General features: G+C 41.0%; 13 protein-coding genes. 2 read left to right on the forward strand and 11 right to left on the reverse strand.

The window, feature by feature from the left end; translation table 11 throughout:
* Positions 1–8: 8 nt before the first annotated feature.
* The 11 genes from EDM21_RS14920 to EDM21_RS14970 form a co-directional block, all read right to left on the reverse strand.
* A complete protein-coding gene (locus EDM21_RS14920; RefSeq protein WP_157336626.1) occupies positions 9–653 on the reverse strand; it encodes a phage tail family protein in 645 nt (214 codons plus the stop codon).
* Positions 654–668: 15 nt separating this feature from the next.
* A complete protein-coding gene (locus EDM21_RS14925; RefSeq protein ID WP_157336628.1) occupies positions 669–1304 on the reverse strand; it encodes a hypothetical protein in 636 nt (211 codons plus the stop codon).
* Between the two features lie 12 nt (positions 1305–1316).
* Complete coding sequence (locus EDM21_RS14930; protein WP_157336630.1) at positions 1317–1901, reverse strand: phage tail domain-containing protein; 585 nt, start codon at positions 1899–1901, stop codon at positions 1317–1319.
* Positions 1898–7774, reverse strand: coding sequence for a phage tail tape measure protein (locus EDM21_RS14935; protein ID WP_157336632.1), 5877 nt, complete (start codon positions 7772–7774; stop codon positions 1898–1900). Before EDM21_RS14935 ends, EDM21_RS14930 begins: the two co-directional genes overlap by 4 nt.
* A gap of 45 nt (positions 7775–7819) precedes the next feature.
* On the reverse strand, positions 7820–7978 hold the full coding sequence (locus EDM21_RS14940; protein ID WP_157336634.1) for a hypothetical protein: 159 nt from the start codon (positions 7976–7978) through the stop codon (positions 7820–7822).
* Entirely contained in the window at positions 7978–8451 is a 474-nt protein-coding gene (locus EDM21_RS14945; RefSeq protein ID WP_157336636.1) for a hypothetical protein, read from the reverse strand. The genes EDM21_RS14940 and EDM21_RS14945 overlap by 1 nt, the downstream gene beginning before the upstream one ends.
* Positions 8452–8569: 118 nt before the next feature.
* Positions 8570–9346 carry a hypothetical protein gene (locus tag EDM21_RS14950; RefSeq protein WP_157336638.1) on the reverse strand — a complete coding sequence of 259 codons (777 nt, stop codon included), beginning with the start codon at positions 9344–9346 and terminating at the stop codon, positions 8570–8572.
* A gap of 59 nt (positions 9347–9405) precedes the next feature.
* Positions 9406–10119: a hypothetical protein gene (locus EDM21_RS14955; RefSeq protein WP_157336881.1), complete on the reverse strand. Its 714-nt coding sequence runs from the start codon at positions 10117–10119 to the stop codon at positions 9406–9408.
* Entirely contained in the window at positions 10112–10582 is a 471-nt protein-coding gene (locus EDM21_RS14960) for a hypothetical protein (RefSeq protein ID WP_157336640.1), read from the reverse strand. The genes EDM21_RS14955 and EDM21_RS14960 overlap by 8 nt, the downstream gene beginning before the upstream one ends.
* 302 nt (positions 10583–10884) lie before the next feature.
* A complete protein-coding gene (locus EDM21_RS14965; protein WP_157336642.1) occupies positions 10885–11715 on the reverse strand; it encodes a hypothetical protein in 831 nt (276 codons plus the stop codon).
* Between the two features lie 14 nt (positions 11716–11729).
* Positions 11730–14291 carry an RNA dependent RNA polymerase gene (locus EDM21_RS14970; protein WP_157336644.1) on the reverse strand — a complete coding sequence of 854 codons (2562 nt, stop codon included), beginning with the start codon at positions 14289–14291 and terminating at the stop codon, positions 11730–11732.
* A 395-nt stretch (positions 14292–14686) separates the two neighbouring features.
* On the opposite strand from EDM21_RS14970, the gene EDM21_RS14975 reads away from it, so the two are divergent.
* A complete protein-coding gene (locus tag EDM21_RS14975) occupies positions 14687–15988 on the forward strand; it encodes a DNA sulfur modification protein DndB (protein ID WP_157336646.1) in 1302 nt (433 codons plus the stop codon).
* Between the two features lie 5 nt (positions 15989–15993).
* On the forward strand, positions 15994–17004 hold the full coding sequence (locus tag EDM21_RS14980) for a phage lytic cycle repressor MrpR family protein (RefSeq protein WP_157336648.1): 1011 nt from the start codon (positions 15994–15996) through the stop codon (positions 17002–17004).
* Positions 17005–17214: the final 210 nt, after the last annotated feature.

The following is a 17214-nucleotide window of genomic DNA, read 5'->3' on the forward strand; positions in this document are numbered from 1 at the left end:
TCACCTCCTTATCTCTGCAGACGTTTGAATTCGTAACGGAATTGCAGCTGTCCCTGCCCGATAATCTTGAGTACATTAATTCCATAAGGCAGTTCAAGATACTGGTCGTTAAAGCTGCTGTACCGGTACTTCACTGGAATGCTTGTCTCGATTTGCTCTCTGTCTCCGTGAATATATAGGTTCTCCTGATCGATAAGATCCGTGAATTTAAATTCTTGATTGTGATTCGATGTGTTTATAATAGAAAAATCACCATTGCCCTGTTTGGTAATCCAAATTTCCGGGCGAATGGTGATATCTCCTTTGTTGTCCATTTCGATAACAGGCTCCAATGTAAATTCAATACGTTTGATAAGAGGTGTTATCGTTTTATCAAAGGTCTTAAGGAAAAAACGGAATTTAATTACGGCATCGGACAGATGTGAGTTTGTGTGGACATGAGGGAGTGTACCCCTCTTAACAGCTTGTTTCCAGCCTTCCCAGCTTGCTCCTCCATCCAAGGATAAATTGGTATATAACGTAACGGAGGTTCCAGCCGGTTCGTCCGCCTCCCACTCCACAACGGATAAGGCGCCATTCCCATCTAGCGTAAAGGGGATTTCTTCTGATTCGTAATAGCCGGTAAAGCCTGACACATCATACCATGTCGCCATGTATAGTCACCTACTTTATTCGATCTTTCCAAATGGTCTAAATAGACAAGCTGTTCCTTGTTCTTCCCAAGTCACCAAAGGATATGCTGTCCATGTTACCGATTGGTCTGTCGTGGTTGCTCCTTCACTAGTCATCCATTTGGGTTCGGAAGAGTAAGACAGGCCCGCAACCGTACACACATAAAAAAAGCCGTTAGGAACGGTAGGAACAACGATGTCATGATGATTATAGTTTCTACTGGGTGACCAGGTGGAAGAAGCTTTACGATCTTCAATCTTAGCATTAGACGAGATAGGGAACGATGGTTCCTGAATTGCGCTGGTCCCTGCATGTATACATTTGTAATAATGACCGTTATCCGCGGCAGGGACAACAAGATCGCCTACATGGTAGCGGTGATAGCTTTGCCAGAAGGGCGCTGCTGCACCGGTGCGGGTGTTCACCCATCCGATGTAACTGCCGGCCGCAGGACTTGTATTCCAGAGCCGATACTCTTTCGGATAAATTCCGGTAGTGGGAATCTGTGGAGCATTCTTCTCAGCGGCATCATCGATTTTCTGGAAATTATCTGCTAAGTCCAGAATCGTTTGATGCGTTTCATCGCTGAGTTCAGGCTGAATTAGCTTAAGGTGTTGAGTAAATGTGGACAAACTGCCACCTCCTTATAAATCATTCCATGTTTGGTTAACAGGAAAGGAATTCCATGTTTTGGGTGTGAGATTCAGACTAAGTTTACCTGCCTGGTCGATTACGACTTGATGAACGGACCCCAGCTGAAAAGAACTCTGTTCTATGTGGATAGGGGTCTCATCCCATTCGTACACACGCGATGTATATTGCGGGGAATAGGCATAGGGCCCATCGCACCGCATCGTTAACTTAATGTATCCCTGCCGGAGCCCATTATGAATGAGCTGCGAATCGGATACAGGCATACAGTAATAGATGTGCTCCGGGTTGGCGTCGGTATAGAAGGGCTTGTAATAATCGGTATTCAGCCAACGTGCGATTTTACGGATCTGCTCTTCATCATAGACATCCTCGAAAGCAAAGGTTACTTGAAACGAAAGGGGCGAATGCCTGACTCCCTGGTAGTAAGGCTTGTCTTGACCACGGATGGCTTCTTCCTGTAATTCACGTTCAGGTAAAAAGCTTTCTTCAAAGAAGCCGCTGTCCAATCTACAGTTAACAAGCCCCATATCTTTGGAATAAATGCCGTCATAATAAAAATGAATGCCTTCATTCATGTCTGAATTCTCACTCCTTTTGCTTCAAGACCGTTGATGAAATCCAAAGCGAATCGTTTGCCGGCACCTGGTTCCCTGAGATCCGCAGGGATATGGATGTCCATTTTCTGAATAACGGTGGACATACTTGAACTGCTGCCTGAGAAAGGATTTAGCCAAGAGAAGTCCAGCGACGACTTCAAGTTGGACAGAACGGACCTTGTTACATCAATGACCTTAAGCAGATTAGACGTATCGCTTTCTTTGAGTACGATTTCTTTCTGATCCAGCAGTGCCCATCTTGGAGAAGGACCGAATGCCGGAGTCATACCGCCGCTTTGGAAGCGCGAAGCAGCCTTTAATTCGTCATAGGTATAATCATCCGATGCGATATTGTAATGATCCCTATACTTGATATTTTGCTCGGCTGCCGCTCTTGCTTTCGCGGAGCTTTTATCCGTCTCATTCTCATAATCCTTCTTGTTCTGTAAGTAACGTTTGAAATCGTCATTTGGCATATTAAAAGGATTATACGTTTTATATAAACCGCCATTAGGTGTTGTGTATTCACCGGTAGATGAATCGAAATTGATGTCAAGGCCTCTTCTTTTAAGTTCAGCCATATACGACTGGTTATCCGCATGGAGAGAATTCCGGAGTACAGGATCGTTTGTCTCATTGTAAGACGCGCTGTTTTGCTTCATTTTATTAAGAATATCTTGATCAGACAGGGAAGTGATGCTGAATGCAGCTGGTTTCATGCTATTAATTTCTTTGAATTTACTGATGAGCACATCCAGTTTGCTGATTAAAGTATTGTCCAGATCGCTTGAAATTTGCATAAATGTGGAGCTTATACTTATCTGCGTGGTTGTAAGATCGGTAGTAAACTGACTGATTTTGTTCAGCAGGTTATTGGAGATATTCTCCCCGATGCTGCTCATATTCCCTTTAATAAACGCCGTAAATTCCGTAAGGCCTTTTGTAGCCGCTTCTATATTGCCTTTGCGGATACTTTCTTTTATTGCAGCGAATTTCTGTTCGTCGTTTATTTGTTGTTCATAGGTTAGCTCGACACTTTCCTTTTGTTGATCAAGTAATTCCTTGTTATTCTCATAGGTCTTATTTTCCAGCTTCTGCTGTTCTTCCGTGTATGTTTTGAGATCATCCAGCTTCTCTTGAAGATTCTTTTTTTGCTGATCCCGGCTGTAATTTGTGACCAACTGATCAATTTCATTGTTTTTATCGGCCAACTGCTTTTGAAGCTCTGCAACTTTTGCTTGTCCTTCAATGGAATTGTTTAATTTCCTTTTGTCAATTTCAAGTTGAATCCCATCACGTTCCGCTTTGAGTTTGCCGAGCTGCTTAAGATGATCTTCCTGCACAGCGGTATCATCAAGTGCCTTAATTTGGGCTTGAGTGACCTCTTCAAACTTGCGGAGTTCTTCATCAAACTTCTCCATTTTAGATTTGTGAGCTGTTTCTTGCGCCTTAGCAATAGCCTCTATGGTTTGGAGAGCCACTTCTTTTTGCTTGCCGTACATTTCTTTATAGAAACCGATAAGTTCATCGGCCAGTTTATCCGCCTGATCCGTCAATGCTTTATTAGAAGTATGAATCGACAAAGAAAGATCAATCTGGCGATTGACCGACTCTTTTAATTGACCATTAAGCTCGGCCCACTGGGCTTCCGTCAAGTCGCTGGCTTTCATCTGCTCCTCTATGGAGGTCTGATGTCGTTTCTCGGCATCTAACTGTTTTAAGAGTAATTGCCCTTGTTTCAGTAATTCATTGTTGTATGCTTGAGTGCCTTCCTCTAATAAACCAAGCTTCTTTTTAGAATTCTCCAGCTCATCGGCATATTTTGCTGCCTCGAGCGAAGATTCTTTGATTACACTCTGTGCTCTTGTATAAGATATTTCATGGAGTTCATTATCCGCAGCCATACGGAGTTTATTGTTATCTCGGATCAATTCATTTTCTTTCTGAATTTGCTCGTTCGTTAGCTTGCCGGACCGGATACGATCCCGAGCTTGCCGGGTGTCCAGATCAATAGCCGCCTGCTTAGCTTTGGTAAGGCCATATTGTTTATCTAATTCATCCCTATAGTCCGCGCTGCTATCTTCTTGTGTATTCATTTGATTCTTGGAGAAATCGATAAGCTGATCTGCACTAGTCAGGGAAACGTTCAATTTATCCTTGTGAAGGCGAATGAGAGCATCATAGGAGGAGTTTAAGGCATCGGTCATTTCATTGATCTTAACTGAATTATCTCCATAAGCTTTCTTCAGGGATTGCAGCTTGTCAAAAAGACGCTGGACTTCATCCTGTTCCTTTTTGAGGGCGTCGATCTTGTCGTTTTTCTGCTGATTCGATAGGCCCTTTGTATCCAAAATAGTTTGAGATTTTGTCGCAAACGTATTTAGAAAATCCGTGTAAGCTACAGTTGCTTCATTGTTTACATCGAACCAGTTTTGGAAATCTGCCTCGGACTTATTGTATGTCTCGCTATTATTTTTTCTTAATTTATTTGCCTCATCTTCTAACTTTTTGTTAGCAGAATTGAGATCTAAGACGGATTGTCTCTGGGAATCCAATAAATCGGTAGTTTCTTCAATGGCTTGATTGTACGCTTTGTTTTGTTCACTCAGCTTTATTTTGCGTTCAATTTCTTCATTAATATGTCTGCGTGCTTCAAATTCGGCATTGAAGGAATTGATCAATTCTTTCGTAACATCCTTCAGCTCGAGAGCTTCCTTGAGAGCGACTTCTCGGGTCTCGGCGGGTTGAGAGGTCTTAGGGGTGCTGGTTTTGGACGGGCTGCTTGTAGAAGTCGGCTTTTTCTTAAGGTCGTTCTTATATTTCTCCAACAAAGACTCATTTATTTTGTATAGTTTATCTATTTCTAGAAGTTTTTCTTTTTGCTTGTCTAATTCATTCTGCTGCTCTGAGCCCTCTTTTATATACTCCATATTTCCTTCTCGACCCGCTTGGCGAATATTGGCCGAAATCTGACTCTTCTTAGTGGAGATCGCATCCAGGGCTTCGGCTACGTTTTTAATGCCTTGAATTTCAACTCCATAATTTTCCAACACCTTGATAGTACGTGCTTCACTGTCTTTTATAGATAGTTCTTGAGCTTTAGCAACATCTTCAAAACTCTCGATTTTTTTATCTCTAAGTGATTCAATGGCTGGTATCAGATTTTGCTTAATTTCTCCGCTTTCATCGACAAGAGAAAGGATAAAATCTTTTTCTTTCAGAGTGAGCTCGGCCAACTGGTCAGACGTTATTTTCTTACCTTGCCGAAGATCCTCAATAAGCTGATTTAATGGTTTGATTTCTTTTGAAACCTCTGTATATGCACTGCTGAGTTTGCTGACAACAGAAGCGTAATCTGTGGTTTCATGGGAGGTGCCCGCTGTACTTATGTTCAACTTGTCGAGAATATCCTTAAGTTCTTTACCTTCTAATCCGGCAGATTTGAACATTCCCTCTAATTGACTGACATTCCCGGTAGACAGTACTTCTCCAAAATCAATTTTTTTAGATTTCAGATAACCGTCCATCTGTTGGATCATCCTGTCATACTCGCCGAGGACCTCTTTATAGTTATCTTTGTTGATAGGGGTAGTCTGCGCAAAAGCATTTCCAAACTTGCTAAAAAATAGTTTTTGGCTTTTATCCAGCTTTCCGGATTCGGTGAAAATGACATCGCTGATAAGTTCAAAGCCTTCGGCGAACTTGGAAGCGTCTTGGTTAAAATTCGTTTCTGCATCTTTCATTTCCTTGTCGAATTTTTCTAAAGTTGCTCTGGATTCTTCTAGAGACTCAGACAAGTTATCATTCCATAAAATACCGGATAGGAACTGATTCTGAATGACAGCGCCGTTTTTATTGAAGATTTCAGTGATTTTATTGTGGAGAGCAGAGAGTTTCTCCGTATCTTTACTAAGGGCATCTGGAGAAGAAATATTATTATCGTCCATAAACTGGGAGATATAATGGATGGATTCATTTTTGGCAAGAGCTTCTTTCCGTCCCAGACTATTTGCCTTTTTTTCTACATTCTTTTTGTTTGATTCGATGCTCTCTGCGTTTGGCTTTAAGTTCTCCGACAGTAAATTTCTAGCTGTTTTTTTTTGATTTAAGTGAAGCTCTTTTTCTTTCTTGATGAGTTCTTCAATCTGCCCGGATGTTTTAAGAACAGCTCTTCCTTCTGCGTCATAGTGGCTCACTACTTCCGGCATGATGGAGATCATTTTTTCTTTTACGCTCAGAAGTTCTTCATTGGAGAGTTTATTGTTTTTATATTGATCATTAAGACTTTCCATTTCGGCTATATTACTGCCCGTATTTTGAATGGAATTGTTCATTGTGTCAAAAGCAGGCTGGTTCTTATCTACATCCATGAACAAACCGATCAATTTCTCTAGACCAAAACTTAAGACAGCTATGCCTGCGCCAATGACAGTAGAAGCCATGAATCCTCTGAGCGCAGATTTGGCAATATTCAACGCGGCAGTCAAACCGCCTAACGTGCCTGTTAGAATGGTCCCCTGAGTAATAGCGGTACGGGTGCTTTTCGAGAGAAGCAGCATGGCGCCGGATACTGTCCCGATTAGTAAGGGGATAGGTCCGAGAATATCTCCCAGAGCTCCTACAATATCAATCAGGAATGTAATGGTTTGAATGAACACTTGCATGGAACTGGAATCAAAGGAATTTTGCCAGACACCTTGAATGGAGGTTTTAAACCGCACGATGGCCGCTTCCGTTCCCTGCTGCCAGCGCGAGAACTTCTCCTGAGATGACCCGGCCGAGTTAAGTGCGCCCTCGTATAATCCGATACTTTCTCTATAGTTATCCATTAAATGGATAAAATTGGACTTCTGACCGGCACCCGCAACAGTGGTAGCCGTATAAGCTTTTTGCTTGCTTGTCAATCCGCCCCATTTGCTGCCAAGATCATCGAGAACATCGCCGAAATTCCTGAAAGTTCCGTTACTGTTCATCAAATGAACATTTACATCGGATAAGGCTTTGTTCATTTGCTGCAAGTTTGTCCCGTCCTGCTTATCATAGCCGAACTGCTTGAGCGTCTGCATTCTGCTGAGAATCGACTTGATCGAGCCGCCAACCGTCGATGCGGAATCTTTGGTTTTGGAAGATATGGCGGCGATCCAGGAACCTGCTTTTTCAAAACTGATTCCCATTGCTTCAGCGGAATCACCGGCTATATCGGAAGCTTCACTGATCTCGGCTGCGCTTAGAGAAGTGGCGTCCCCGAGATACGACAGTACATCCGATGCGCGAACGGCATCTACCTTCATAGCACTCATTGTCGTCGTCAAGATTTTATTCGAAGAAGCCAGATCCAGATTCGAGATTTTAGCGAACCGGGCTGCTCTTTCCAAGCGTTTGAAGGTTTCTTCTTGACTAAGTCCCTGACGGGCGATTTCAACTGAAGCTTTCGCTAATTCCGTAGAGGAGAAGCTGAGCTGCTTGCCGAGGGATTGAAATCGGCTTCCGTACTGCTGAACTTCTTCCTGGCTCTTCGAGTAAATCATGGACAGCTGGGTCAGAGATTTATTCAATTCGTTAACATGAGTGACGCCGTTTTTAAAGAAAGCTAATGTGCTGGCGATAAAGGAGCCTCTTAATGCATCTCCGAAACCCTTTAGAAGTGCGGAACTTTTCTCAGCCGATTGACCGGTATTCGTTAGTTCTTTATTTAATTCCGCGAGATCCTTGCCGCTTGTGTTTAATTCCAGATTAAGTTTAAGTTTCTGCAGGGAACTGGAATTCTGAATTTCAGCAATTCCTTTGTTAATTTCCGCAAGGGATTTCTCCTTGTTCAGAGAAGCGGTCGCCAGAACCTTGATATTATCCATGAGGTTATCCTCCTTTTCCGTAGAATCTATCTATCTTAGATATGTTTAATCAGCGGTGATTTTCTCTTGTTCTTGAATAGGCTGCTGGAAGGCTGCTCTAATTTCATACATGGCATCCTGCTGATCAAAACCTTCAAGAGGGGTCTTGTTTAAAAACTTCATCAAATTCATGACCATATTCATGGACAGTTCGTATTTAGCCATTATCGATCACCATCCTCTATGGTTTTTTCTGCAGTTTCATCCAAATGGACCTTTTTTACTTCATCTGTTACCAGAGATACAGCATTCTTCAAGGTTTCGAAAATCTTCTCGACTTCCTCGAATTGAAAGGAATCCATAATAGGATCGAGATAGTTTCCGTCTTTGAGCTGGCGCAGCATATCCAATAGTCCATCATAATCGTCTGCATCCGTTTCAATCGAAGTGAAATGTTTGATGATCAAGGCGGTTCCTACACTTAACGCAGCACCCGCATCGAATAATTTGGAATGGGTGAGAGCTTCTTGCATAATGCCCATGAAATCCGCAGTCAGGGCGTTCACTTTGGAAGGACGGAATGTAACATCGAGATCAATCTTCGATTGCTCGAAGGTAATTCTTTTCAGTTCTTTATATTTTTGATTGTTTTGTTTTTTCACTTGCTGTAAAGACAAATTTTTTTCGCGTTTGCTCATCATATGACTCCTTTGGTCTAAATAATTTCTTTCAAGAACCGTCTGCGGGTTCCTCAATTTGGTTATTTAAAAAAAGGGCAGAGAATTTCTCTGCCTTTCATGTTCTAACAAAGCGCTTTTAGTCTTCGTGCAAAATCATATCGTACAAAGTTTCAACGCCATTTACTTTATCCGGGAAGACGTCAAATACAAGCGACAAACTGCTTGGATCGCCTGTAGGAGAATGTTTAATGGTAAAGTTCGGCTGGAGCTTTGCTTTGTAATACTGCATTTGTGCGGAAACAAAGTCGCCGGAGGTTTCATCTGCAAATACCGTATCACCGACCAGGAAGACATAAGGAGGGAAACCTTTCGCCGTAAAGGATAGCTTGTGAGCATCGGCTGCGGCTTGGCGATAGTAAACGTCGACCTCCGCACCAACAGCTGCAGTAGCCGAGGCCGCTAGCTTCACGATATTGCCGGTGATGGAATCAACATCCTGGCCGTGGCCCAGAATACCGTTGACGGTTTCAAATACAGCCACGTCATTCTTTCCGCCAACCGGTGGTTTAGAAAGTTTAAGCTGCAGCTTGCCTGTTCCGTCATCTTCCACGGTAACGACTTCGCGTTTGTACACTTCATGGGAACCCGATACAATGTCCTCGCCGGCAAGCAGAGCTAGCTGCTGCATGGTAAAGATCTGTGTCTCAATGGTAACCTTGGTTTCTTTATTGCCGTGCCATGCAATCCGCTTGGGATTACCCGCTCCACCGCGGGCATACACAGTCTCAGCCGTGTTCTCGGTTTGTGCAGACGTTGCATAATCCATCGTCATGATAGGTTTCTTAGTGCCATAGTTAAAAATTTGAAGATCCATAATTTCTCTTGAGCCGTAGCGTCCTAGATTCAATGCCATAAGTTGTGTTCCTCCTGGGGGGTTACCCTAATTTTTTTGTTTGGTTCTCACATAGGAGATTAAAGTTTGGTTCGTACAATCCATTCCGGAAGTTTATCGTCTTTGCCCAAATATCCATTTGCCCATACCTTAAGCAGCCGGGAGTGCTGTTCCTTAATATTCATTCGTTCAAATTGCTCATAGATCTGGTAGATTGTTAATCGGCCTACATTTCGGATATGAATTCCGTTTCCATCGGCCTGACACAGAATAGAAAGAATATCTTTTAAATGAAGCGAAGCCGATTCTTGTTTCTTATGCTGTGCTCTTAGCTTCTGAAGCTTAGTAAACATCTTTCGGGCTTTTTCATTTTTAAAAATATTCGACTGTTCCGTTTCGTGTATCCCGTTAGCTTCTTGAATGCAGCCTGCCACTTGTTTATAGTTGTCGCGATGAATGGAGCCTTTACTGCATGTGAAACAGCGGTTCTCCTCATCGAAGAGCACCGTTTCTCTCATGAAAAAAGAGAGTGACTTAGTAATTTCTTGGAGAATCGGGGCCGCGGAAGTAAGCAAGTCGTACGAATTAGCGTCTTCAAAGGAAGTATAGTCTTCCTCTGAGATCCGCAGCAGATGTTTTAAAATATTCTCTTTGTTAAATGAAGCGAGGGTGAGAAAGACGTTGTACTGGAGCTCTCCGATTGCAGCTATATCGTTAACAGTGGGGGAGTAGATAGGAAGAATATCGTCAACGAAAATAGGATTTCCCAAAAAGAGAGAGAGGCGGCTATCCATTGTACTCACTTAACCTATAATCCATTTTATAACCGGCATACGCTTCATTAACCGATAGGAGGGTGCAATGTTCGAATAACATCCTGCCTAGACCGGGAAATCGGGTATGGTTAAATAGATTCTGAATCTCATTCATGATGGAGTAAGGTCTGAGAGTCGCATCCGTTATTTTCCACTTAGAGAGGGGACAAAAAATATGGAAACTTAGGATCCGGTCGGTATAGCCTGCTTTACTGAGCTTAATTTCATCCCACACGACGGTCAGATAGACATTCTCATCCCCGCCGGGAAGAGGTTTTATAGGAATCGGATAGAGGTGAGTGAACAACAATTTGTTCGGATCATCGATATCTGGTCCTTGCATCGGGTCCGGGTAAGCGATCAGCTTACACAGATAGGGATTAGAAAGAAGCATTTGAAGGACGTTCTGAATGTGAAGGTTGTAATCTTTGAATGAAGCCAATGACTCACCTGCTTTAACGGCTTTTTCTTTATCAAACGAAGGACGGAATGGCTGAGGCAAAATGAGTTTCTAGGAAAGCGTCATGATAATCTTCCTTTCCAGCATGAATTTGTACAAAAGTAAGAGGGCCTTAGCGGCTCCAGGTCTAATAGAACAAACAGGTAAACGTAATCCAAGGCTGATTAAATTGATAGTATCCTGGTTGACGCGGCAAATAAAAAACACGACAGAAATAAATGTCGCGTTAATAATTGCACATGTTTATTTATTATTCCCATTCTGATAAATACCAGGGAACGACTTCACTTCTTCCGGGATTTCTTCATACTGTTTTTTTGCCAAAGCAGCTGCTTTTGTTTTTTGCAGGAATCACAATACAATCTCTTGCTGCTTTTATAGAAGAATGACTCCTTACATAATGAACATAACTTTTCTTTAACGGCTTTGGGCTTGCGGTCCCTTACATAATTCCTCATATAACCCGTTATACATGTGCACATATATTTGATTGCATAATGATCTTCACTCCACCAATCCACAGGAGCCCTCAGTTCCCAGCCATGCTTCTTTTCATAGTCCTCAACCGGTATATAGTTAGAGAAGATTCGTTCAATATAAGAGTTGATGATCTTTTTATACTCAGACCAGGACAAGTTCGCTTTGTTCTCTATGCTTTGTTTTCTTATATTCATTGCTTGCTCGAGGGCTTGGGCGATAGCCGCTTGTATGGGTGGAGCCTCAACCTTTTCACCGTTTTTTATCTGACTGACCGTTTTAAAGTATTCTCTTTTTGGCGTAAGAAGCAGCGAGTAATACTCTTTCGGGTAATAGACTTCCGGATCGCATAGAAAAGCGTACACATTGTTAAGATGGATTCTTATTTGATCGACGGGTTCGATCTTTTGTGTATAGTAGCTTTTAAAAACCGTATAGGAAATCCTATTATAGGAAGTAAACAATTGGATGAGATCCTCACGGTTATCCAATGAAGCTGAGCAGATTTGGAAAGAATAATAGCGTTCATATTTTTTGGAGCTGCATTTACTTTTCCAAACACGATCAACAAACGCTTGGAGAATGGCGCGTTGTTCATCTGACTCCTTATAATCCTCCAGAAGTTCACTCAGAAACAATACATAAACCCTCCTCAAATCTCGGTAAAGCTATAATAATTCCCAAGAAATTCAAATGAATCTGCGGTCTTTTCTTCCACTTGAGTGATCTTACTTTGCTTCTTATTTCCGCCGTTTTTTCTTAGATTAGCGAGTATTGTATCCCCGAATAAGGACCAGCAGAGAACTTTATCTTCTTGTATGGAGCGGTAAGAAACGAGAATAAAGTAGTTGGCCAAGTATTCTTCCGTGAGAGGAAGTTTATTTACCTCGTCCCGGTATTTAGTCAGCAGTACGTCAAAGTCTTTCTCTTCTTGTATCGTGGTTTGAAGATCGGATCTGAAAGCCAAGAGGATTCGCTTGATTTGCTTAATGATTCCTCGATCACTGCAATCCATTTCTGGATTAATCAGCAAATGACCGTTATTCACCGCGCTGCGATCCCATTTTAAGCGGGTATTCTCCCATTGGCACACGTAGTCACATAATTCGTTTAACGCAGAAGGAGATTTGAAAGCATTGGAAGGAATTTTATCCTCTGCTGCTGTGTGCTTATTCGCTTCTCTGATTTTAAGATAAACATCGAGTTTTTTAGGATAGTTATAGAGCAGGAAGTATGGGATCTTTTTAAGATAATTCCGGAGATTCTTACTGATTACCCACCGGTAACCGGTCTTGATGAAGTCGATTTCTTTGCCCTGGTACAGCCGGAGAAGAGACACATTGTCATCGTTTATTTTTTGTATCTCTTCGTTCTCCGTATATTGGTTTAAAATAGCTGTTGCGATATTGGTGATTTCACCAATCCGATTATCTCGGCTATTGCATTCATATTGGATAATGTTCTCTAAATCATATTCAACAGGAGTTACCGATAGCTTATCTTCAATATCCACTACAATAGGCTTATTTATTTTACTTTCGATGAGCGTCTTGTCAGGAGAAAGAAAGAAGCTGTCCCCATCTTCATCTGCACCGCCCTGCTGAGGCATTGTAAGATCATACATGTTAATCATACACATATCTTGGTTGTCGAAATATTTTAAATATTTATTCGTTAAAAAGTTGTCAGCTATCTTTATTTTGTTGACCTCGGAAGGATCGACCAATGGACTCCTGAAAGAGAGACAGTCTCCAACGGGCAGCGTTTGCGTGTAGAATTCTCCGGCTTCTAAACAGCCTTTCACTTCAAGGCCTCCGCTATATTCAAGATAACCTATAATATCACCCACTATAATATGATAGAACCCTTCGGTGTAGATTTTGCCGTATTTAAGCTGGGTGATCGCTTTATTCAGTTTTCTTTTGAGCATATTTCTAAAAGGGGGATCTTTCAGCATATCATCATGAAGCAGGATAGCTTCTACATATTTACTACTTAAGGATTGCTCCTCTGTATCATAAATTCCAAGAAACTTTAAAGTGTAGAACTTGTCGCCTTTGATAATTTTCTCGAATAAATCGGTTGTGTACTTGGCTAACTGAATTATCTTGCCGTGATTCTTCTCATCGAGAATATCATAGTCCGCTTTTTTGTCTTTAAACTGCTGCACATAGTTAACATTCATTAAATCCAGGCACTGAAGATACTGAAAATTCATCTTGGAGTATTTATTCATAGACCGCGTATGATGGCTGACCTTGCTGATTCCGATTTTGTAGTTATAGGCTTCTACCCGCTGCAGATATTCTGTCCAAGCGGAAGTACCAAATTCACTTTTGAACAGCCCATACGCTTTCCACATGGACACATTCCAGATGCAATCGATATCGCTAACCTGGTGCCACACACCGAATATGTCCTTAATCTCTGTGATTCCGCTATCCGCATAAAATTGTTTAATAGGAGCCTCGACCGTCATTCCTTTCAGAAAGGGGAGTCTGATTTGATAGCCGATGGGCGTATAAGGTAAATTCAGAGATTTACTGAATTGCTGGCTCATTTCCTTGGTATGGACCCCAAACCCGTCAAATGGAGAGATGTGAATATCCTGCAATCCTTCTTCAATGAATTTCTGATTAAGGGCGGTTTTAATTTCCTGAGTATCCTTATCCACATACTCAATATTTTTCTTAGAAGCGTAGCGTACGTACTGCTGCGGCAGTATTTTCTGAAATTCATCAACCATGACAATATAGGGAAGTTTGGGAGTCTCTACGAATTGACAGGAGCTCAGAATAAGGCAGCGGTAGCTTTCATATTTAGGAATAATGCAGCTCTCTACCTTCAAGCCTAACTGGCTTCGCATCATGATGTGTGGATATAAATTCTCATGAATAAATACAGTAACGCCATCCTTGGATTGTGAGGAGCTCTTTCCAAACCGTACATATTTCTTAGCATTATAGTAGAAGCCTTCCCTTAAAATCTGCTGAAGCTGCGCAATCCTGTTCTTATTGTGCTTCGCTTCAACATAGATTAATTCACCGATCCGTTCCGTATCATTGCCCCTTACCAGGCAAATTTGTCTGAATAGGGGAGTGTCCTGCTGTTTAACAACGTAGGCTTGTTCGTCTTCGGAAGATAATTCAACTTTGAAATCGGATCGGATAATTTCTTGAATACTTAACTTAATAATTTCATACATGGTATTCATTCAGGTAACCTCGATTCCTTATAGTTACAAAGGGAATGATCTTGTTCCGGTTCTACCATTACAGATGCCAATGACCATTCGGGAAGTATATAAAGACGATTACCTTCGTCAAGGTCAAGGCCATCGTAGTAGTCATCCTGTTCCGTTGTAAAAGAAAATCCAATCATGTACACAAATTTGTTCCCTCCATTAATTAATGATCTATATTTCCAACTCAGACTAGCATATAAAATAAATATATACAATAAATAATTGGTATGTTTTGTGTGGATGAGCTCTTGTTTTTTGAAAAAAAAGCAAAATTAAACTGATAAATGAACTTGATTTTTATTATTTATATTTAATGGTTTGTGCTATAATAAAGAGAGTTGCTTACTGCCGGAAGGAGAGATTAAGTGATTAGAGATAGGCGTGAACTAGAAATTAATCTCAAGCTTTCCATTGAGAATATTAAATACAAAAGAAAAAACGTTGAAATAATAAATAAACATTTGTCCGCGCATGGTATTTCTGCGGGTTTTTTTAATGAAATAGCGAAGCAGGACTCGATTATTGAAGAAATGGACGCGGCAATATTATGTTTAGTTGCACAAGCGGTTTTTCAAATAGATAGCTCCGATGCCATTCGAATAGAAAATTATTTTACTCCAGGAGAAATCGCTCTTGCCAGTCAGACTGCCCAATCGAATGTCTCCCCCTCGTTAGTTCCTATAACGCTTACAAACGTTCTTCAACTTGATCATGAGAATTATGTGACTGTTATCAAGATGGCCGAAATTGTCGGATGGTACCGTAAGAATCTCATCATCTATGATTTCGAAACCCAACGAAGTCCCAAATATATAAAAGGCAGAGACGGAGTCATTCAGGTGCCGGATCTTTCCATTGAGAGCGTTAAAGCTATTGCTGAACATATGCTCAATGAAACTTATATGCCCGATATGATCACGATTAATGTCTACTCCGAAGAACTGGAACCTGTTAACTATCATGCAAAGACCCGTGTTCTGACAATCAATGATAAAGCAACTATCTCTGTGCTGGATGGATTTCACCGCTTGCAAGGTGCGGTAAGAGCCCTCTCCATTAATCCAGAGCTTCGGCAAGATATCATTTTGAGTATCCGTATCTTTGATACCGATACAGCTAAGAAGTATTTTGGTCAAATCAATACGATTAACGGGGTTAAAAGAGAGCGTCTAGAGGAATTGAAACAAGAAAAGGTTTCTTATGTATCCGTTAAGCACCTGCAGATGCATTCCGACCTTAAAGGAAAAATAGCATCCGGTTCTAGAGTGAATGAAGCATCCGGACATTTGACGACTGCAGATATTCTTGCAACAGCCATTGATCTGGAGTTCGAGCCTAAGACTACCTTCGAAGCCAAAGAAATCGGTACGTATCTTGCAGATTTTTTCAACCACCTTCTTGGTGTTTTTATGGTAGATTTCGAAACTGGAGCCAGTTCCCTAAGACATCCGAGAATGTTTGCAGGGTATATTGTGCTGGCTAAATACATGAAAAAGAACCAAATCCCCCTAAAGAAAATGAATGAGATTATAGAGGGTATTAAAACAGATCTAACATTGTCAGAGCTGCTCAGTAATAATAGGGGTGCTTCCCTGACCTTACAAAGGAAAGTGAGAGACTATATAGCGGAATTAATTCCTTCGGATATTCCAAATGCAGAGGAGTGAGTCATATGTCCAATCAAATATATGAGGATGGTTTCTTTAATGAATATCAGAAAGTAAGATATTTAAATACTTTGCCTACAAAATCCCGGGGACAAGCTGAGCGGATTCTATCAAGAGCTAAAGCTCTTGAAATTCAATTTCAAACCGATTTATATAACTTCAATTTAGATCAAGTCGAGAAACTGTTTCATTATATGAATCCTTCCACATTAACTTCCAGCAAAAGTAACTTTTATGTGGTCCAAAACTATATACGATGGGCCATTAAGCAAGATTTAAGAGTCGGTTCAAATGGCAGCCCGCAGAATATAAATCCGCTGGATTTGCTCAATACCTCCTTGTACCATAAGAATTTTATCGATCAGACGAAACAAGTACTTTTTACTAAAGAAGAAGTGTATAGTATGATCGACCGGTGTATGAACGCACAGGATGCCTTTCCCGTGATTGGACTTTTTGAAGGGATCAGCGGGAATGGGTACGATGAGTTATTGAACCTGAATAAAGAAAGTCTTTTAAAAGATAACGGACTGCTGCTTCATGATGGCGGTGATGAAAGATTTATTAAAGTATCTGACAAATGTATGGGAATTATTAATGAAGCTTTGAATCAACAAATTTATTATAAGAAGAATGGAAACTTGAAAGAAACCATGAAATCTTCAGCCGAAGCAGAGCTTGAAAGTAACGATTATGTATTGAAAAATGTTAAGACAAGAAGCAAAACGAGCGGAAAGGCGGATAAATTCCTGATTCAACGAAGAATAGCAAGCGTAAAAGAGTATAATCAATTAAAAGTCCTTAATCCGACTATGATAAAAAACTCCGGTATGCTCTATATGGCTAAAGGTTTTTATGACCGGCACGGTGAACTTAAGAAGGAGCATTACGATGAAATCAGTGACCGTTTCGGATTTAAACAAACCCTCAACAATGGAAAGTTATATTATAACAACCATAGGCTGAAAGATTCATTTCTGAATGTAGATCGTTTATTGGAAGTGTATACACAGTAAAAGAATATCGAATGATGGACCATATAAGAAATCGTTTAGAGGGAAGCACACTATCTGTTTGAAAGATAGCGTGCTTTTTTGCTGCAGTTATGAAATAGACGTTCGGAAGCTTACAAAATAACTTTCCAATAATACAAAATTGTTATTGTGAGTCAAGAAGAACATGTTATAATTAGATAATTACAGAACACTTGTTCCTATTTTTTTTGA

The sequence above is a fragment of the Paenibacillus lutrae genome (assembly GCF_009757775.1).
GTDB lineage: Bacteria > Bacillota > Bacilli > Paenibacillales > NBRC-103111 > Paenibacillus_F > Paenibacillus_F lutrae.